Here is a 19,623-nt window from a genome sequence, read left to right as displayed (position 1 = left end):
CATGCCGAAAAAAATTATAAGAAATCTTCAGTTTGGAGTAGGTCTTTCCCTTTTGATTTTAATAGCAAGTTCAGTGGCTTCATATTGGAGTATCCAGAATCAGATGAATCATCGCGAAAGTCTTTCAAAAAGCAGACGTTCTGTGACAGCAGTGAAAGATGTGCTGGTAGCATTACTGGATGCAGAAACAGGTAACAGAGGATATCAGCTGACCGGAAGAGAGGATTTTCTGGAGCCATACAAACGTGGTCTGAGAGAATATCCTAAAGCTTTGATACGTGCAGAATCATTAGGAATTCAGGATCAAAATCAATTGGAGAGACTTGCTGGCTTAAAAACAGCAGTTAATCAGGTGATGGAAAACCTGAAGCAATTGGTTGAAAATAGACGCAGAGGCATCATAATGACTCAGCAGCAAATGGTTACTGGTAAGGCATATATGGATCAGTGCCGGAAAGCGGTAAATGGTTTTGTACAATATGAAGAAAGTCAGTTGGAAATTAAAAACAAAGACTTAAACCGTTCATCCGGTACAACTGTTATTTTTATTATTTTTTCCGCGTTGGCCGCAATAGTCGTGACGATATTTTTCTATATCAAAATGAGAGCGGATCTTATTCGAAGAGATAAGCTGGAAAAAATGCTTAAGGAAAAAGATCAGGAAATGACACGGCGTGTAAGTGCCATTCAAAAAATTGCAAATAGAGTTGCCAATGGCGATTACAATGAAAAAGTTGTAGATAATGCACAGGACGACCTGGGAGATCTTGTAGATTCTCTTAATCATATGACAGAATCTCTTAAAATCTCTTTTGATAAAATTAATAAAAGTGACTGGCGGCAGAAAGGTCTTGCCTTGTTGAATGAGTCCCTGGTAGGAAATAAGTCGGTAGAAGAAGTTTCCAATAAAGCGTTAAAACAATTGATTGAATATGGAAACTGTATCAATGGTTCATTATATCTGTACGACGAAGGTATCCTAAAGCTTAATAAAGCATTCGGGCTGGAAGCTAATATGAAAAAGACTTTTGAACCCGGAGAAGGAATGGTGGGACAAGCCTTTATTAATTCTAAAACTAAGGTTTATAATAACCTACATGAAGATGATTTTGTAGTAACTTTTGCCAGCAGCACTATTAAAATATACGGAATTATACTGATTCCTATTTTTGCAGATGGACATGCCATTGGAGTTTTGGAGCTGGGTTCCACTTCTAACTTTGATGAAGACAGAATCAGCTATTTTAAAGAATGCGCTGTCAATGTAGGAATTGCGCTGAATGCTGCAAAAGGAAGAGAAAAAGAACAGCAGCTATTGGAAGAAACGCAGGCACAGTCTGAAGAATTACAGGTTCAGCATTCTGAACTTGAAAACCTGAATACTGAACTGGAAGCACAAACACAAAAGCTCCAGGCCTCAGAAGAGGAATTGAAAGTACAGCAGGAAGAACTGATGCAGGCAAATGCTGAACTCGAAGAACGTTCAAGATTATTGGAAGAAAAAAACCATTTGATCGCTGAGCGTAATAACGAAATTCAGAAAAAAGTAGAGGAGCTGGCCTTAAGTACAAAATATAAGTCCGAATTCCTGGCTAATATGTCTCATGAATTGCGCACCCCTCTGAATTCTATTCTTCTTCTGTCAAGGTTGATGGCAGAAAATCCGGATGAAAATCTCAACGAAGATCAGGTGGAATCCGCAAAAGTTATTCAAAGCTCGGGGACCAGTTTATTAACTCTGATTGATGAAATTCTGGATTTAGCGAAAATAGAATCCGGTAAAATGACCCTGGAATATCAGGATGTGATCATAGAAGAAGTGGTAACAGATTTAAAGAGCCTTTTCAATCCCGTATTTCAGGAGAAAGCTCTTCCATTTAATATTCAGATCGATCAAAATGTGCAGGCCGTCATTGAAAGTGACCGTCTCCGAATCGATCAGGTATTGAGAAATTTATTGTCTAATGCTTTAAAATTTACAACAAAAGGAAGCATTGATTTACATATCAGAAAACATTCTGAAAAACCTGACTTTATTATATTCTTAGTAAAAGATACCGGTGTTGGGATCGCAGAGGAGAAGCAAAAAATTATCTTTGAAGCATTCCAGCAGGCTGATGGATCTACCAAAAGGAAATTTGGAGGTACTGGCTTAGGACTTTCAATAAGCCGTGAAATTGCAAGACTTCTGGGAGGAGAGCTGGTTCTGCAAAGTGAATTGAACAAGGGAAGTGAGTTTAGCTTTGTCATTCCTGTACATGCTGTCACTGAAGTTGTTCATTCCGAAACAGATCAGGATCTGGTAGAGATTATACGTGAAGATGTTGAAGAAATTCAGAATATTCTCGATGAGGGCGAAAGACCAGTAGTTCAGCTGAACATATTGGATATTCCTGAAGATGTAGCGGACGACAGAGATCATATTAAGGAGGGAGACAAGGTTATTTTGATTATAGAAGATGATGTTAATTTTGCAAAAGCATTATTAAAGTTTGCCCATTTACAAAATTACAAGGGTATTGTTGTGGTAAGAGGAGACCATGGTTTGTCAGCAGCTCAGCAGTACCGTCCACATGCAATTTTACTGGATGTTCAACTTCCTGTAAAAGACGGCTGGGAAGTAATGGATGAGTTGAAATCGGACTCTGCTACCAAACATATTCCAGTTCACATGATGTCTGTTCTGCATCTTCAAAAAGAAAGTCTTATGAAAGGTGCTGTTGATTTTATCAATAAGCCGGTAGCACTGGATAAAATGACAGATGTATTCAGAAAAATTGAAAATGCATTAGAAAAAGGGCCTCAGAAAGTCCTCATCGTTGAAGAGAATGCCAAACATGCCAGTGCATTATCCTATTTCTTGAGCAATTTTAATATTTCTTTGTCCGTAGAACACAATGTGGAAGATAGTGTAAAAGCATTGACTTCTGATCTTGTTGACTGCGTTATTCTGGATATTGGGAACTCAAAAGGAAATGAATACCACGTAATAGAATCAATCAAAAGTTATGAAGGGCTGGAGAACCTTCCTATCATTATTTTTACAGAGCATAATTTATCGAAGGAAGAAGAACTGAAAATAAAACAGTATGCAGATTCTATTGTTGTAAAAACGGCACATTCCTATCAAAGAATTTTAGATGAAGTAGGTTTATTCTTACATTTGGTGGAAGAAAAAAACAATGCATCTGAAAGCACAGCAAGTAAGGCCCTGGGATCTTTAACAGAAGTATTGAGCGGAAAAAAAGTACTCATCACAGATGACGATGTACGAAATATCTTCTCTTTAACAAAAGCCCTGGAAAAATATAAAGTAGATGTGATTGTAGCCATGGATGGGAAGCATGCTCTTCAGCAGCTTCAGCAGAATCCTGATGTAGATGTTATTTTAATGGATATGATGATGCCTGAAATGGATGGATATGATACCATCAGGGAAATCAGAAAAATGCCCGTATTCAAAAGGCTGCCTATTATAGCTATTACTGCCAAATCTATGATTGGAGAACGTGAAAAATGTATTACCGCCGGAGCTTCAGATTATATCTCAAAACCTGTAGATATAGATCAGTTATTATCTCTCCTTCGCGTTTGGTTATATGAAAGTTAAACAGATAAAATTCTGATGAATAAGAAAATTTTAATTGTGGATGATGATCCACGTAATATATTTGCATTGAAACTCACTCTTAAGGCCCGTGGATATGCCGTTGAGACCAGTACAATGGCTCAGGAAGCTTTTGATATTCTGATGTCAGACCAAAAGTTTTCTGCTGTTCTTATGGATATGATGATGCCGGGAATAGATGGATATGAAGCGGTCAGAATGATAAGACGTACCCCAGAGATCAAGGATATTCCTGTCATTGCGGTTACTGCACAGGCGATGCCTGAAGACCGTCAGAAATGTATAGAGGTAGGAGCTGATGACTATGTCTCAAAGCCTATTGATGTAGATCTTTTAATAACAGCAATAGAAAAACTTTTATAGATGCTGGAACCAAGTATCATAAAAGATCAGGAAGTAGAATATCTGATCAATGATGTCTATGAGACGTATGGCTACGACTTTTCGGGCTATAGCAAGGCTTCGTTTAAAAGAAGGGTAAACCGGATATGCCTGTTGGACAGGTTTACCAGCTTTGCAGAGCTTAGATATACCATTATGAATGATCCGGAATATTTGAAACGCTTTGTAGAAGAAGTGACCGTAAACGTTACAGAAATGTTCAGAGATCCTTCTTTTTTTAAAACATTGCGGGAAAAGATATTACCGCAGTTGGGCACCTATCCCTTGATCAGAATCTGGATTGCGGGTTGCTCAACTGGAGAAGAAGCTTATTCTATAGCGATTCTGTTGAAAGAAGCTGGTCTTTATCATAAATGCCTGATTTATGGTACTGATCTGAATCCTTCTGTTCTGGAAACTGCAAGAACCGGTGTTTTCCCTTTGCAGCAGATGAAACTCTATTCCGAAAATTATATGCTTTCAGGTGGGGTAAAAGATTTTTCTGATTACTATACTGCGAACTATGATAGCGTAAGATTTGATAAAAGCTTACAGGAAAAACTGATTTTATCTACCCATAATCTGGTGTCAGACAGCTCTTTTAACAGCTTTCAGCTGATCATATGCAGAAATGTCCTTATCTATTTTGAAAGAGAGCTGCAGGAAAGAGTATTCCGTCTTTTTGACAACAGTCTCGAGAATCTGGGTTTTCTCGCTCTGGGGGCCAAAGAAACACTTAGGTTTTCTACTATTGATAAAAATTATCATCAGGTCGAAGACCAGAAAATATGGAAAAAACTTGATCACCATTTATAACAACAGCCATGAAATTACAAACGAACATAGAATTGATTGTCATCGGAGGATCAGCAGGAAGTTTACAAGTCATTATTGAAATGGTTAAAAAACTTGATGATGCTGTGAATATCCCTATTGTTCTGGTAGTTCACCGTAAAGCTCAATCAGGAGATGTTTTACGAACCCTGTTGCAGCAGTTTACGAAGATATCCGTTATAGAAGTTGAAGATAAAACCGAAATCCGTAATCGTGCCCTATATATTGTTCCTGCGGATTATCATTTGTTGTTTGAAGATAAGAAAAATATGTCATTGGACAGCTCAGAAAAGATGAACTATTCCCGTCCTTCAATAGATGTTACCTTCAGGTCAGCAGCTGAAATTTATGAAGAAAATATGATCGGAATACTCTTATCAGGTGCCAATGCGGATGGAGTGGAAGGACTGAGCTATATTAAAAAAAACAAAGGGCAGGTCTGGATTCAGGATCCTGAAACAGCAGAGGTAGAATATATGCCCAGACATGCTATAGAAAAGATTGATTATGATTTAATTATCAGACCTGATAGTTTAGCAGATTACATCAATCAATTGTAATATTTCTGAATAGAATAATCTAAATAATATGAGTAAAAAGAAAATTTTAATTTTTGATGATGATACGGCTATTTTAGAAGTGATTACCATCATATTTGAAGAAAATGGCTATGAGGTCAAAATCTCAGAAACATCACATGATATTCTTGAGAGAGTAGCAGAATATAAGCCTGATGTTATTCTTATGGATAACTGGATTCCAAGAATCGGAGGAGTGGAAGCGACAAAACTTCTCAAAAGCACTGAAGAATTTAAGCATATTCCGGTAATCTATGTTACCGCAAATAATGATATTGTTGCTTTGGCATCAGAAGCTCAGGCAGATGATTATGTATCAAAACCTTTTAATCTTGATGATCTTGAGGAAAAGGTGGCAAAACATATAAAAGAACAGGTATAAATACCAGATATTTTGGTCTTTAGCCGATGACTGGAAAATGAAAATCTCTCAAAATTTTGAGAGATTTTTTATGTAAAATAGAATGATCTTATTGGCTTTTTCTGAGAATTTCCAATGCACTGATGATCTGGGCTTTTGTTAAAGAATAGGTATTCACCTTATAAATCAAAGAGTGTAATAAATTATAAAGTTCCGGGTTTCCCATGATAAAATCTGAAAATGTTTTGACCAGAATTGTTTTTTTTGAAATGATGTTTTGTGCAATCATATACTCAAAGCTAAGATCAATATCAATATTTAATTCTTGCCTTACGGTTAAATTGAAATACTCATCAATCAGATATTTATCTGTTATTGGATTTAATATTTTAGTTTTAGTTTCATCCATAACTGTTGTCATTACACTTTAAAATACAAATTTTATACCGTGTAAAATAAAAACATCTAGTTTAACAAATACAAACTTTATTCTTGAGATAGATTACTTTTAAAATGAGCGATAAAGTCCTCTGCAGTGGGAATATTTTCCAGATTCTTATTAATTTTTTCCAAAAGATCATTGAATGATGCTTCTCCATTTAGAACCTTCAATGAATATTCGAATGGATATAAAGAAATAACACCTCCATTATTGTTATATTTCAAAGTCATGAATCTTAAAGGATATTCCGGGTTTTTGTCCCTGTATAGTTTAAATCCTAATTCATTGACCATATAGTAGGAAAATGCTACTGTTAGCATCAGTCCAATCTGTTTGTCATCCTGATCAAATGATTTACAATACTGGTAAAACCCAGGCTCTTCAGTAACGGCTTTATCTATATTGCTGGGATGGTAGATAGGATTTTCTATTGCCGGTATTATTTTATTATCGATGAAAAAACTATTTAACATTTTGAAAGAGCCGTCAACCAGAACATCATCTGATAAAATCTGATCTTCAGTATATCTGTTGTTAAAATATTCATCTGTATATATTCCATCAATTCTGGGATTTTCAGACGGTTGATTGGCTGTGTTTTTATTCTTTGAAAAAATCTTTTTGAAGAAGTTCATGGGTTACAGTTTTTAGAGTGTATTGTTTGACAAATATAAAAATTATTAATAATCAATGGAGATTATTATTTTCCCGTGTTGCTTTCTTTTTCCGGAAAAAAGCTGCACCTTTGCCCCAACAATGGGGTGCCGCAGGTAACAGTGGCTGAGATGATACCCAGGAATGTACTTCCACACCTGATCTGGATAATACCAGCGTAGGGATTGCTTATTTATCATCTCATCATTTGATTTCTAAAGATTAATATGATGCAGGACATTTTAAAACAAATTACCTTACCGGAATGGTTTGGGGTCTTATTTTCGATAATCCAGGTTTTACTGGCTCGCAAAAACAACGTAAACAACTATCTTTTCGGAATTGCCGGTATTCTGCTTACATTGTATGTGATGCTTACATCAAAATTGTATGCTGAATTTACATTAAACCTTTATTATTTGGTCATGAGCATCTATGGATGGCTGTATTGGAAATTCGGGAAGCAAAAATCCGAAATGGAAATCTCTTTTACCTCAACTGCTGAAAAATGGATTACCGGAGGAATTGTCCTGGGAACCTTTAGTTTATTCTGGTTCTTTCTCACTCATTTCACCGACTCAGATGTTCCCATTTGGGATTCTTTGGTAAGTGCTTTCGCATGGGCAGGAATGTGGCTGATGGCAAGACGAAAAATTGAAAACTGGGTGATACTGAACGTTAGTAATATTATTTCCATCCCCTTAATGATTCATAAAGAATTATATCTCTACGCTGTTTTGACATCATTTTTGTTTTTAGTAGCCATTTCCGGATATCTGGAATGGCAGAAAATTATTAAATCTAAAGCTCATGCTCAGTACTAAAGACATCAGAAAGGAACTTCATGGCGCCTCTAGAATTTCTGACAAGGTGATACAGCATATTCACGAAGAAGGATGGCTTAAGATCTGGGTGCCGAAAAAATATGGTGGCTTAGGGTATCGTTTTGAAGAAGGACTTAAAGCATTATTTGACTGGGCTGAAACCGATGGAAGCTTTGGCTGGATGCTGACACTTTGTGCCGGGGCCAATTATTTTTCCAGAAATATCAATCCTGAAGTGGCTCAATTACTGTTCACCCACTCTAAAACGTGTTTTGGGGGAAGTGGAATGGTAGGCGGAACTGCGGAAAAACAAAGTGATAACACGTACCTTATTAATGGATTATGGAATTTTGCAACAGGCGCACCCCATCTGACCCATTTTACACTCAATGCCAGCATTACAGAAAATGGGAAGTCAATAACGGATGATGACGGTAACGAGATTATTCGCTCGTTCATCGTTCCGAAAGAACAGGCTGTAATCATCCCCAATTGGAAATCTATGGGAATGAAAGCCAGCGGGACCTATTCTTTTACCATTAAAAATGTTCTGGTAAGCGAGGATTACAGTTTTGTTTATGATACTTTTTTCACGAATGATATTCTGGACAGCATTCCGTTTCGGGTTTTTGCGGATTTGACACTTTTGGTCAATTATCTGGGAATCGCTTCTCATTTTATTGAAGAAGCAGAATTTATTCGTCCTCAGATCAATTTCAAAAGTTTTGCAGAGTCCATTGAAAAGCATTTGGAAAAAGTATTAAATATTTCCAGAAATGTTGAAAATTCGCTCAGTGATAACAATGCAATTCCGGCAGATCAACAAAACGAAATTCATAGCTATGGGGTAGAGCTGGTTCAGCAATTATCCCATCAGATACTTAAGATATACACACAGCTGGGAATCCGGGCAACAGATACAGATTCTGCAGTGTATCAGGTGTTCTGTGATTATTTTACGGCGGCGATGCATTCCAATTTCAGACCTTCAATCGATGATTTAAATGTATCTTTTTGAAATAAATCTTTAGGAGTGATTACAATGTCAACTGCTTTCAGCTCAATATGGTTAGGAATTTAAACTTAATATAACGTTAATATGATTGACATAGCTTTTGGATACTTTTGCATCATTGTTTTGAGTTCAAAGACGTTTTAAAAGATGGATCATTTTAAAGAAATATATTCCGGTTATAAGCACAGGGTGTATTTTTTTGTGGCAAAATACCTTTCAGAAGAAGAGGATATTGAAGAAATTGTTCAGGATATTTTTATGCACGTCTGGAAATATCTATCCAAAACCCATTCACCTTCAGAAATTGAAGCACTCATCTTTAAATCTGCCAAACAGGAAATCTCCAATTTCTACCGCAAAAGAAAAATGATCTTCGTTCCTCTTGAAAATTCCCCGGAAAGCCAGGATGAAGAAACCTCAGAAATCGAAAAACAAACTCTGCAGGAAGATCAGCTAAAAAAGATAGAAAGTCTTTTAGAACAAGTTCCCGAAAGAAGCCGTGAGTTTTTCATCAAAAATAAAATCCAGAATCTCAGCCTTTTTACAATTGCTCAGGAAAATGATATTTCCAAAACAGCAGTTGAAAAACATGTCAATAAGGTGTTGAAGTTTCTGAGAGCGAATTTGAATTTTTTCTTTTAGATTCTTTAGTTTATATTGATATCATATTTGTATTAAGTTCCCAATCCAGATCTCTGTTTGATTGGATATATTTAATAATACTTTTTAGTGATTCTGGTTTAAAAATACCCATTGTAACGCCTGTCCACAAATCAAGAATTTGTTTTGAATCATATTTAATAAAAAGAAAATGAGTTGTGCTTCCAATCCCTCCTGTTGCATAAGTCAGAATGAGAATATCTTTGCTCTTTGCAAGAAATAGTAATTGCCTTCTGGGCATATTTTTCTCATAAATGCAGCTGCTTTGATACTCCTTATCTGGGTTGGCAATACTGAAATCTCCGGAAAGACAATCTAATTCTTTCTTTATATAACTAGGAATTGCTTGTTTTCTTGTTTGAGTTTCAAATTGATCTTTCTGCATTTTCCCTATAAAATAGTCTAGATTCTCATTTTTAAGAATGGTGGCTTCGTTAATTTTAAATTTACAGTTTTTTTGCCCCAGACAATTAATAGAGAATAAGATTAAGATAATGTACTTTATATGTTTCATTAGTTTATTCATGGTTTTTGGTATTTATAAAATACCTTCTAAAATTCAAATATACATATTCTCTATACATAAAAATATATACTTTAAAAAACTAAAAAAAATAATGTAATTTATTGATTATTATTGTTTTGTTTCTGAATAAATCAATTTCCAATTTTAACCCAATATCAACCAATATGAACAAATCGTTAAATCAAAAAAACTTAGGTTGACGATTGTACACTTTCTGCGTATTCTCTATTAAAGATCAAATAGGAGAGTATGGATTTCGAAAATCAATGGAAATCGGTCAAAGACGAAAATCGGAAAATGAAGGATTCGGCAGATCAGCGAATCTGGAACGGGCTTGAAAGTAAAATAAAATCCAGAAATAATACAAAACGAATTTTATGGGCTGCTGCTGTTCTTTTGCCTTTATTTACCGTGATGACCTTGTTTTTTACTGGAAATGAAATGAACTCTTCAGGGCATCAGCAAATGGTTTTCAGAACAGAAAAGATTCAAAAAGAATTTACACTCTCCGACGGAAGTACTATTACTTTAGAACCAGAAAGCGAACTGAAACTGACTGAAAATTTCGGAAAGAAAACCAGAAATGTTTCTTTTAAAGGAAAAGCATTTTTCAGTGTTGCTAAGAATAAAGCGTTGCCGTTTATTATTGATGCCAATGGGTTTAAAGTAAAAGTCTTAGGAACCAAATTTTTGCTTGATCAGAGATCCGAAGATAAAAAAGTCTATCTGAAAGAAGGAAAAGTGAAAATAGATTATAAAGGACATACTACATTCCTTTTACCTAAAGAAACCTGGCTTGCAGATAAAGACGGAACTGAAAAACATTTCTATGATCAGGATGTCGTAAGAACATTTGATTTTAATGAAATGAAATTTGGGCAGGCGATTTCCCAATTGGAGAATACCTACAATATTTCTATAACCTATCCTCAGCATTACAAAGAGAATATTATAGATGGAGACATCACCGGGGATCTGGGTAAAGTGATTAAAACAATAAGGTTTCCTTTTAATCTGAAAACAAGAAAAGAATCAGAAAATCATATCATTTTAGAAAAATAATGCACCAGTAATTGGGGTTACCGATGCATTGAATATAAATCAGTCAAATAACAACTAATTTCAGCAAAGCTATGAAAAAAACAACAATTAGCATGATGTTGTTGGGTCTTTTGTGTGCGCCACAGTTTTCCTTCGCAGAGGCTAACAAATGTTTTCAACAGTCCGTCAATCAGCGGAAAACGCCTTTAATTAAAATTTTTGAAAAACTTTCAAAAGAGCATGACGTAAAATTCTTTTATTCGGTTTCAGACCTGAAAGATATCCAGGTAGATGAATCTCAGGTCAACTATCAATCGCTGTCAGCATCTTTAGACTATCTGAAGAAAAATGTCGGCCTGGACTTTAATGTAGATCAAAAAACAGTAACAGTTCGTCTCAATTCCAAAGCAATTGCCAGGATTCAGAGAGCGAATGCCATGCAGACTGCAGACTATGTCAATTCAATAAGAGACACTGCAAAATCCAGAGAAAAAAACATTGATGAGGTTGTTTTGGTCGGTTATGGGAAGCAGAGCAAGAAAAACAATTCGGGTTCTATTTCTTCTATTGATGAGAAGCAGATGAAAGGAGTAGCTTCCAGCAACTTTGGAGATATTATCGCAGGAAAGGCAACCGGAGTTCAGATCACTCAGGCGAATGCAAGTCCGGGAAGTTCGCCCTCAATAAGAGTAAGAGGGATCGGAACTTTAACCGCAGGCTCCAATCCTTTGATCGTTGTGGACGGACTTCCTTTAACCGAAGGTTCCAATCTGAATGCAATTGACCCTAATTCCATTGCCAAAATTGATATCTTAAAAGATGCTGCTTCTGCCGCAATTTACGGTTCCAGAGGAGCCAATGGAGTAATTATCATTGAAACTAAACAGGGAAAGAAGGGGAGAATGGCTGTTTCTTTCGATTCCTATTACGGAATGCAGATGAGAAGCGATAATGTGAAATTGGTCAACGCTTATGATATGGCCACTTTTCTGAAAGAAGCCAGAGACAACAACTACCTTTCTAAAGGCAGCAACAGAAGCATTTCGGATAATAATGCAACAAGAATAAGCAAAGGAGCTTCTTTAAGAGAGTTAATTCCTGATTATTTGGCTCCTTATCTGGCAAAACAACCGGGACTCACAGATACCGATTGGTTGAATACGGTAATGAAACCTGCGCCCATCAGCCAGACTTCACTGAATATTACCGGAGGAAGCGATAAAAGTAAATACGCTTTTACAATGAGCTATTTTAAGCAAAAAGGATTGGTGATCGGGACAGATTATGAGAAATTTTCCACCAGTATTAATCTTTCTACAGAGCTTACAGATAAATGGAAAGTAGGAGTAACCATGACGCCATCTTATGCAACGGGAACCATCAATGCTGCAGAAAATTCGAGAAGCTATAATCCTTTGCAGATGGCTACGGCAATGTATCCATTTTTTAAGCCCTACAATGATGACGGAAGTCTTGCCATTTCGCAGCAAATCTTAGGAAATACGGCTACTGATGGAGCCTTGGTAGAAAACCCTGTTGCCGTTCAGGAAATGACGAACAGAAAATATACTTTATTTAAAACATTCGGAAATATCTTCACCGAACTTGAAGTGTTGAAAGGTTTGAAGTACAGATTGTCTATAGGCGGAGACTACACCAATTACGAATATAATTTCTTCGATCCTTCTACAGTAGGAGCTTACAGAGCAGCAGCTCCGGACGTTACTTTTGCCAACAGAACTGAATATATCCGCAAAAATTATTTAATTGAAAACTTACTTTCATTTGATAAAAAGTGGGGTTCTCACAGAGTAGATGCCATTTTGGGACAGTCTTTTCAGCAGGAAGATAATACCCAGCTTTTAACCGAGGCCACAGCATTTCCTGATAACAGCATCCGAAATATTGCTGGTGGAACTTCATTTAAAAATACGTTAACTCAATACAAATGGCGGTTGATGTCTTATTTTACAAGGGTTAATTACACGTTCGATAATAAGTATAATCTGATGGCATCTTATCGTAGAGATGGTTCTTCACGTTTCGGAAAAAACTCCAAATGGGGAGATTTCTATGCATTTTCTGCAGGCTGGACCATCAGTAATGAAAATTTCTTTCCTGAAAATAATATCGTGACCGATTTGAAACTCAGATATAGCCTTGGAAGCAACGGAAACAATCAGATTCCTAATTTCGGGGCTTTTTCACTGATGAATCCTGATAATTATAACTTTGGAGGATTTTTAATACCAGGTTACACAACGGCAACGGCTCCCAATCCTAATATTTCATGGGAAAAGTCCAGATCAAATAACTTCGGGATCGATTTTTCTCTGTTTAAAAATATACTGAACATTTCTGCAGATTATTATATACTGAACAGAGATGGTTTGTTATTGGATGTTCCCGTTCCGCAACAGTCCGGTTTCAGTACATCCCTTCAAAATATTGGGAAGATCAAAAACTCCGGTTTCGAATTACAGATTGCTTCAAAGACATTCAATATCGCTACAGACTTTACGTATTCGGGAAGTTTTAATTTTTCAACCAACAAAAATGAAGTTTTGGCTCTGGCAAACGGGCAAAACCAGATTATTACAGGAGAAAATAATTTCTCTGTCACAAAAGTAGGCGGCTCGATTGGTGAAATGTACGGTTACAATATCCTGGGAATTTATAAAACTCAGGAACAAATCAACAATTCACCCCACATTACCGGAACAATGGTAGGAGATTATATCATGGAAGATCTGAATGGAGACGGAAAAATAGATGTGAATGATAAAAGAAGCTTCGGAAGTGGTGTTCCAAAGTATATTCTAGGTTTTAATAATAATTTCAGATATGGACTTTTTGAACTGAGTTTCTCATTATACAGCGAAATTGGTAAAAAAATCTACAATGCGGATGCGGTAACCACTTTAGAATCAGGAGAAGGCTTCGGAATGGCTTCGCAGTATTACTTTGACAACCGCTATAATGCAGTAACCAATCCAGATGGCTTTTTTGGGATGCCGAATATGAATTTCTCCAACAACAGAAAAGAGGCCAGAACCTCTAATTTGTACTTTAAAAATGCAGATTATGTGAGATTGAGATCACTTCGCCTGGCTTTTAATTTCCCAAAATCTATGCTTGAAAATATCGGGTTGGAAAATGCCCAGATCTATGTGGTAGGAAACAATCTTTTTACCCTGTCAAAATACAAAGGAATGAATATCGATGCTACTTCAGACAATGTTCTTACGCAGGGTTTTGATCAGGCTTATTATCCGGTAGCTAAAATTTATTCTGTGGGCTTTAACCTTAAATTTTAAAATCATGAAAAAAATATTCATTACAATATTCAGTCTTTCGGTGATGTGTTCTTGTTCGTCTGATCTTTTGAATGTAAATCCTGAAGCGCAGAAAGTATCATCCCAATTCTATACTAATTCTTCAGAAATTGAGCAGGGTATTATTTCGGTGTATGGAGCACTTCAGTACACGGGACAGTATCAGCTGGCAGTGCCGGCTTTGGGAGAATTACCTTCAGATAATACCTATGATGAGGTTCCTGCCAATGATGCTTTTACTTATGGTGAGCTGGATTTTTTCACGATACAGCCTAATAATAGTCTTATTGCAAGTGCATGGAAGGATAATTATGTTGGCATTCAGCAGGCCAATATTATTCTGACGAGAATTGGGAAAATTCCTGATATGACTGATGCGCTGAAGAATACAAGAATCGGCGAAATGAAATTTCTGAGAGCATTGATGTATTTTAATCTGGTGAGAATTTTGGTGATGTTCCGTTGGTTTTAAAAGAAACTACGAATGTGAATGATTATTTCGGGCAGCCAAGAACTCCTGTTGCAGAGGTGTATTCTGCTGTAGAAAAGGATTTGAAAGAAGCCATCGATCTTTTGCCAACCACCACAACACAAAAGGGGAGAGTGACAAAAGGAGCTGCTTTGGGAATTTTGGGTAAAGTACTTTTAACACAAAAGAAATTTGCTGAATCGTTGACTTACTTAAATCAGGTTGAATCTTTAGGGTATCAGCTTTTGACCGATGTCAATAAAATTTTTGATGTCACCAATAAAAATAATGCTGAAATTATTTTTGATGTACAGTTTGCTTCAGGATTGAATGGAAATTCGGAAGGAAGCAATGCATTTCAGATGTTCAGCCCGTCCGGATCAGTTTCAGGGGCGAAAGGTCATAATCTTCCGACCAAAGAAGTTTATAATTTTTATTCGGCTGGAGATACGAGACGTTCTGCATATATCGGGCTGACTTCAAACGGAATTCCTTTTAGTAAAAAATTAGTAAAAACCTCGAATACCATTGCCGATGGAGGAAGCAATTTTGTGGTCCTGAGATTAGCTGATGTCTTTCTGATGATGGCAGAATGTTTTGCTGAACAAAATGATTTTGCCAATGCAAATCTATATGTAAATAAAATTAAAACCAGAGCAGGAATTGTTGCTGTAAACCTCTCAACAAAAGATGCGCTGCTTAATGAAATAGACCGCGAAAGAAGACTTGAATTTGTAGGAGAGGGGCATCGTTGGTTTGATCTCCTGAGAACCGGAAAGGCTATTTCGGTGATGACGGCTCATTTTAATAATAATGCAGGATACAGTACTGCACAGATCAAACCATATCATCTTCTGATGCCGGTTCCGCAGGGACAGATCAATACAGATCCTGCCATTAAACAAAATCCCGGATATTAATTAAAAAATTAAAATTATGCTAAACAATAAATTATTACAATTATTTCTTCTTATTTTTTCTTCTCTGTTCATTGCTCAACAAAAGAAAGTTTCACTTTCTGATTTTCCTGATAGTAAAGTAATGGTAGTTGCTCATCGCGGTGATTGGAGAGAAGCTCCTGAAAACTCGGTATGGGCAGTAAAAAAGGCCATTGAAAAGGGAGTTGATATGGCTGAAATAGACCTTGCGATGACCAAAGACAGTGTGTTGATCCTTATGCACGACAATACCATAGACAGAACGACAACCGGAAAGGGGAAACCCTCTGATTTTACATTATCCGAAATTAAAAAATTGCATCTGAGAGACGGTTTGGGAGTAGAAACCCAAATGAATGTTCCCACATTACAAGAGATTTTGGAGATCTCAGATGGAAAAATTCTTCTGAATCTGGATAAAGGTTTTGATTATATAAAGCAGGTATATCCTTTGGTGAAAAAACGAAATATGCTGGATCAGATTTTGTTTAAAGGTCACGAATCTTATACGGAGTTCAACCAAAAATATGGTGATATAAAAAATGACATCCATTATATGCCGATTATTCAATTGGGTAAAGATGAAGATATGAAAAAGATCTCAGAATATATCAATAGTTATAAAATCTACGGTTTTGAATTCACGATAGGAACAACAGAAAAAAATCTGATTGATTTTAAAAATCTGAGAGAAAAGAAGGTTAAAATCTGGGTAAATTCATTGTGGCCTCATCATAATGCAGGAAATAATGATGATCTGGTATTGGATCATCCTAATGTCTATGATTGGTATATTAATAAAGGAGTCAATATTATTCAGACCGACCGCCCAAAAGAGCTGATTAATTATTTGAAGAGTAAGAAGCTTTATTATTAAGAGTTAAATAGCTGGAATCTCCAATTTTCACTCTTTATTATTGAATAATGGTTTGGAGGAGAAAGCTTTAGAATTTCATCATCAAAAAACCCCTGCAAAATTTAAATTTTGCAGGGGTTTTTAAATTTTCAGCATATATCTTACATGCTTTCAGTGGAGAATACGGGATTCGAACCCGTGACCTTTTGACTGCCAGTCAAACGCGCTAGCCAACTGCGCCAATCCCCCATGTTTTCCTCAATTTTTGAGTGGTACAAAAGTAAGTATTTAAATGATATATGCAAATGTTTTATACACTATTTCTCAAAATTAATAATCATTTTTTATAACCTGAGTTTCTTATTCAATTTTTGAAAGATCAATTGAGAAAGAAACTTATCATTTTTTGCTTTAAGTTGTTTATATCTGAACCTTTTACGATTTCGTACATTATTTTTTCAATTTTTTTATCAAAATAAAAACCGAATAAGCATCAAACTCGTAAATATTTTCAAAGATATTTTTTGTTTATAAAAACTAATGCAATTATACAGAAATGAAAACAGTGAATTTTATGGTTCCTTTTTTATTGGCCGGTTTTTCAATGATAAAAGCCCAAATCGGAATCGGTACACCTTCTCCCAATGCCAGTGCCATGCTGGATGTAACCAGTACGAATAAAGGAGTATTACTTCCAAGGATTGCTCTTGTTTCTACCAATAGTGCATCTCCTCTTTCTGCCCATGTTGCCGGAATGACCGTCTATAATACAGCTACTAACACTTCTGTGGCTTCCAATCCTGTATATCCGGGACCCTATTATAATGATGGTACTCAATGGGTAAGGAAATCTACATGGAATGATGTTAGAGCAATTACCGGGGGAAGTATAAGCGATCCTATTTCACTAATCACGGCAGACGCTGCTGTAGAAACCGCATCGAATACAATTCTAAGTACTATTGCTTTTACATTAGACAGACCTTCAACTGTAGAATTCAGTGCTAATGTTTCTACCCGGTATACAGCTTCCGGGAGCAATACAACTCCATTATCAGACGGAGCTGTAAAATTATGCACAATCAACTTTCAGTTCACTACAGCTCCTGCCGGAGTTTCTACAACAGCTTTTTTTGGTGATCATTCTTCCTCCTATACCAATTCGTTTTCGGCTGCCGGAACAGCTACAGGAGATATTTACCTGAATCCATATGGAGTAGTTACCTTACCTGTGGGCAGCTATGTTTTGAATTTAAGAGGCTCTGTTTTAAGTGGGACAGCCTTCAGAATAGGATATGGCGGAGGGACTCATGATATGATTCAGATTAAAGCAACTCCATTACGGTAATTAGGACACGCTTGTATTTTAACACCATTTAAAAATCAAAAAAATGAAAAAAAATAAATATTCCATTCCAATATTCATGGCTTGCTTTTTATTTTCGCATGCTCAGGTAGGTATAGGATTATCGGATCCAAATGCCAATGCACAATTGGATATCGCAAGTACTAATAAAGGTTTTTTACTGCCTAGAGTAGCATTAATAGCAACGAATAGTCCATTACCACTCAGCAGTCATGTAGCCGGAATGACAGTGTACAATACAGCAACCAATACTTCTGTTGCAGCCAATCCTGTATATCCGGGTGAATACTATAATGACGGAACTCAATGGCAGAGAAATTCGGCTTCGAGTGATGTGAGAATGATAGCGGGAGGTACTATTGCTGATTTACTTTCATCTATTCCTGTTGACGTTCCGGCAGCCAGTCCTGTTAATACCACTTTAACTACATTTTCTTTTACTCTGGACAGGCCTTCGAGTGTAGAATTCGGAGGAAATATATCCATGTCTTTTACAGCGAATGGTGATAGCAACACCCCGGTAGGTGATTCATCTGTAAAATTAGTTACTGTGAATTTCATATTTACTTCAGCACCTAGCGGAATAGCTGTTAATGCTCCATTTGGAGATAATACAATGACTTATATGAATACAACTACGGCTAATATAACCACCATTACGGGGAATCTTTATACAGCCCCTCATGCTGTACTTCAATTACCAGCGGGAAATTATGTTGTTAATTTAAACGGATCAGCCTCTGGTGCCACTGCCTTTAGAGTCACTTATGGATCGGGTGTGCGTGATCTTGCTCAGATTAAAGCCACTCCAACAAAATAAAAAGGAAAATACTGAATATAAATTGACTAAAACCGAACTAATGAAAAATTTATTTCTTCTATTAATTATTTTTCTAGGTGTTTCATCCCCAGTAGCAGCACAAGTGGGAATAGGCCTTGCTTCACCCAACAGCAATGCAATGCTGGATGTAAGCAGCAACAATAAGGGCTTATTAATTCCCAGAGTAGCCCTTACCGCAACCAATAATCCGTCACCCCTTTCAGCTCATGTTGCCGGAATGACTGTATACAATACTGCAACAAATAATTCTGTAGCAACAAATCCTGTGTATCCGGGAGAATATTACAATGACGGGAGCCAATGGCTGAGAACAGCCGCCTGGTTTGAAAAAACAATGTTTTCTGGAGGTACAATAAACGGAGATGCACTTGCTGCAACAATTTTAGATGTTCCCGCTGCTACCACTAGTGGGTCTATATCCACTATTACTTTGGCGACAATATCATTTACACTCAACAAACCTTCTTTAGTAGAATTTAATTCTAATATTTCTGCGGTTTTCACCAACTCAGGTATTGCCCAGGGTGCTGCCGGAGCTGGGATAACGGATAATGTCGTAAAACTGTGCAGTCTTTATTATTCGTTCACTGCTGCGCCTGCCGGTATCCCTACTAATAGCGTATTTGGATTATCCTCACTAACTTATATTAATAGCTTTGCAACATTTGTTGCAACAGGTAATTTTTATCTTGTTCCCCGTTCTACTTTAAATTTACCTGCGGGAAATTATACCCTTACAGTAAACGGTGCCGGTGCAAGTGGAACTGCTTTTAGACTAACATTTGGCTCAGGTAACCGTGATGTTATTAATATAAGGGCAACACCCGTCAAATAGATGGGTTGTAAAATCTACAAAATTTAAATTTTGTAGATT

General features: G+C 36.5%; 18 protein-coding genes, 1 tRNA gene, 1 pseudogene and 1 riboswitch. Of the genes and pseudogenes, 16 read left to right on the top strand and 4 right to left on the bottom strand.

Annotated elements, in window-relative coordinates:
- Position 1 precedes the first annotated feature (1 nt).
- From LF886_RS13995 to LF886_RS13975, 5 genes are read left to right on the top strand one after another with little or no spacing between them, the layout of a single operon-like run.
- A complete protein-coding gene (locus tag LF886_RS13995; protein ID WP_236850124.1) occupies positions 2 to 3,610 on the top strand; it encodes a response regulator in 3,609 nt (1,202 codons plus the stop codon).
- 15 nt (positions 3,611 to 3,625) lie between these two features.
- Positions 3,626 to 3,991, top strand: coding sequence for a response regulator (locus LF886_RS13990; protein WP_185147138.1), 366 nt, complete (start codon positions 3,626 to 3,628; stop codon positions 3,989 to 3,991).
- Positions 3,992 to 4,825: a CheR family methyltransferase gene (locus LF886_RS13985; protein WP_109738976.1), complete on the top strand. Its 834-nt coding sequence runs from the start codon at positions 3,992 to 3,994 to the stop codon at positions 4,823 to 4,825.
- Between the two features lie 8 nt (positions 4,826 to 4,833).
- The gene (locus LF886_RS13980) at positions 4,834 to 5,403 is read left to right on the top strand and encodes a chemotaxis protein CheB (RefSeq protein WP_236850123.1); all 570 of its coding nucleotides are present in this window, start codon (positions 4,834 to 4,836) and stop codon (positions 5,401 to 5,403) included.
- A 28-nt stretch (positions 5,404 to 5,431) separates the two neighbouring features.
- A complete protein-coding gene (locus LF886_RS13975) occupies positions 5,432 to 5,803 on the top strand; it encodes a response regulator (protein WP_236850122.1) in 372 nt (123 codons plus the stop codon).
- Positions 5,804 to 5,891: 88 nt separating this feature from the next.
- Here LF886_RS13975 and LF886_RS13970 read toward each other — a convergent pair whose 3' ends face one another.
- Together LF886_RS13970 and LF886_RS13965 are read right to left on the bottom strand one after the other, a co-directional pair.
- Positions 5,892 to 6,191, bottom strand: coding sequence for a hypothetical protein (locus LF886_RS13970; RefSeq protein ID WP_236850121.1), 300 nt, complete (start codon positions 6,189 to 6,191; stop codon positions 5,892 to 5,894).
- Positions 6,192 to 6,268: 77 nt separating this feature from the next.
- A complete protein-coding gene (locus tag LF886_RS13965) occupies positions 6,269 to 6,859 on the bottom strand; it encodes a hypothetical protein (protein ID WP_236850120.1) in 591 nt (196 codons plus the stop codon).
- A 112-nt stretch (positions 6,860 to 6,971) separates the two neighbouring features.
- Positions 6,972 to 7,080, top strand: a riboswitch (TPP riboswitch).
- Between the two features lie 25 nt (positions 7,081 to 7,105).
- Here LF886_RS13965 and pnuC point away from each other — a divergent pair.
- From pnuC to LF886_RS13950, 3 genes are all read left to right on the top strand, one after another.
- A complete protein-coding gene (gene pnuC / locus LF886_RS13960; RefSeq protein WP_236850119.1) occupies positions 7,106 to 7,702 on the top strand; it encodes a nicotinamide riboside transporter PnuC in 597 nt (198 codons plus the stop codon).
- Entirely contained in the window at positions 7,689 to 8,720 is a 1,032-nt protein-coding gene (locus LF886_RS13955) for a hypothetical protein (protein ID WP_236850118.1), read from the top strand. Before pnuC ends, LF886_RS13955 begins: the two co-directional genes overlap by 14 nt.
- A 144-nt stretch (positions 8,721 to 8,864) precedes the next feature.
- Positions 8,865 to 9,359 (top strand): RNA polymerase sigma factor, encoded by a 495-nt coding sequence (locus tag LF886_RS13950; protein WP_236850117.1) that lies wholly within the window; start codon positions 8,865 to 8,867, stop codon positions 9,357 to 9,359.
- A gap of 10 nt (positions 9,360 to 9,369) precedes the next feature.
- Here the strand turns inward: LF886_RS13950 and LF886_RS13945 are convergent, their stop codons facing one another.
- Positions 9,370 to 9,891: a hypothetical protein gene (locus tag LF886_RS13945; protein ID WP_236850116.1), complete on the bottom strand. Its 522-nt coding sequence runs from the start codon at positions 9,889 to 9,891 to the stop codon at positions 9,370 to 9,372.
- Positions 9,892 to 10,152: 261 nt separating this feature from the next.
- Here LF886_RS13945 and LF886_RS13940 point away from each other — a divergent pair, with 261 nt between their 5' ends.
- The 5 genes and pseudogenes from LF886_RS13940 (at position 10,153) to LF886_RS13920 (ending at position 16,563) form a co-directional block, all read left to right on the top strand.
- On the top strand, positions 10,153 to 10,965 hold the full coding sequence (locus tag LF886_RS13940; RefSeq protein WP_236850115.1) for a FecR family protein: 813 nt from the start codon (positions 10,153 to 10,155) through the stop codon (positions 10,963 to 10,965).
- 71 nt (positions 10,966 to 11,036) lie between these two features.
- On the top strand, positions 11,037 to 14,261 hold the full coding sequence (locus LF886_RS13935; protein WP_236850114.1) for a SusC/RagA family TonB-linked outer membrane protein: 3,225 nt from the start codon (positions 11,037 to 11,039) through the stop codon (positions 14,259 to 14,261).
- Positions 14,262 to 14,265: 4 nt separating this feature from the next.
- A pseudogene (locus tag LF886_RS13930) lies at positions 14,266 to 14,867 on the top strand (RagB/SusD family nutrient uptake outer membrane protein); the annotation flags it as partial.
- Between the two features lie 243 nt (positions 14,868 to 15,110).
- Positions 15,111 to 15,668, top strand: coding sequence for a RagB/SusD family nutrient uptake outer membrane protein (locus LF886_RS13925; RefSeq protein ID WP_236854316.1), 558 nt, complete (start codon positions 15,111 to 15,113; stop codon positions 15,666 to 15,668).
- Positions 15,669 to 15,684: 16 nt separating this feature from the next.
- Complete coding sequence (locus tag LF886_RS13920) at positions 15,685 to 16,563, top strand: glycerophosphodiester phosphodiesterase family protein (protein ID WP_236850113.1); 879 nt, start codon at positions 15,685 to 15,687, stop codon at positions 16,561 to 16,563.
- 154 nt (positions 16,564 to 16,717) lie between these two features.
- On the opposite strand, the gene LF886_RS13915 is transcribed toward LF886_RS13920, so the two are convergent.
- Positions 16,718 to 16,791: transfer RNA gene (locus LF886_RS13915), tRNA-Ala, on the bottom strand.
- A gap of 307 nt (positions 16,792 to 17,098) precedes the next feature.
- On the opposite strand from LF886_RS13915, the gene LF886_RS13910 reads away from it, so the two are divergent.
- From LF886_RS13910 to LF886_RS13900, 3 genes are read left to right on the top strand one after another with little or no spacing between them, the layout of a single operon-like run.
- Complete coding sequence (locus LF886_RS13910) at positions 17,099 to 17,890, top strand: hypothetical protein (protein WP_236850112.1); 792 nt, start codon at positions 17,099 to 17,101, stop codon at positions 17,888 to 17,890.
- Positions 17,891 to 17,933: 43 nt separating this feature from the next.
- Positions 17,934 to 18,728: a hypothetical protein gene (locus tag LF886_RS13905; protein WP_236850111.1), complete on the top strand. Its 795-nt coding sequence runs from the start codon at positions 17,934 to 17,936 to the stop codon at positions 18,726 to 18,728.
- Positions 18,729 to 18,768: 40 nt separating this feature from the next.
- Entirely contained in the window at positions 18,769 to 19,584 is an 816-nt protein-coding gene (locus tag LF886_RS13900) for a hypothetical protein (protein ID WP_236850110.1), read from the top strand.
- Positions 19,585 to 19,623: the final 39 nt, after the last annotated feature.

Source organism: Chryseobacterium sp. MEBOG07 (assembly GCF_021869745.1).
Lineage (GTDB): Bacteria > Bacteroidota > Bacteroidia > Flavobacteriales > Weeksellaceae > Chryseobacterium > Chryseobacterium viscerum.
This window is presented reverse-complemented; position numbering and strand designations above follow the sequence as displayed.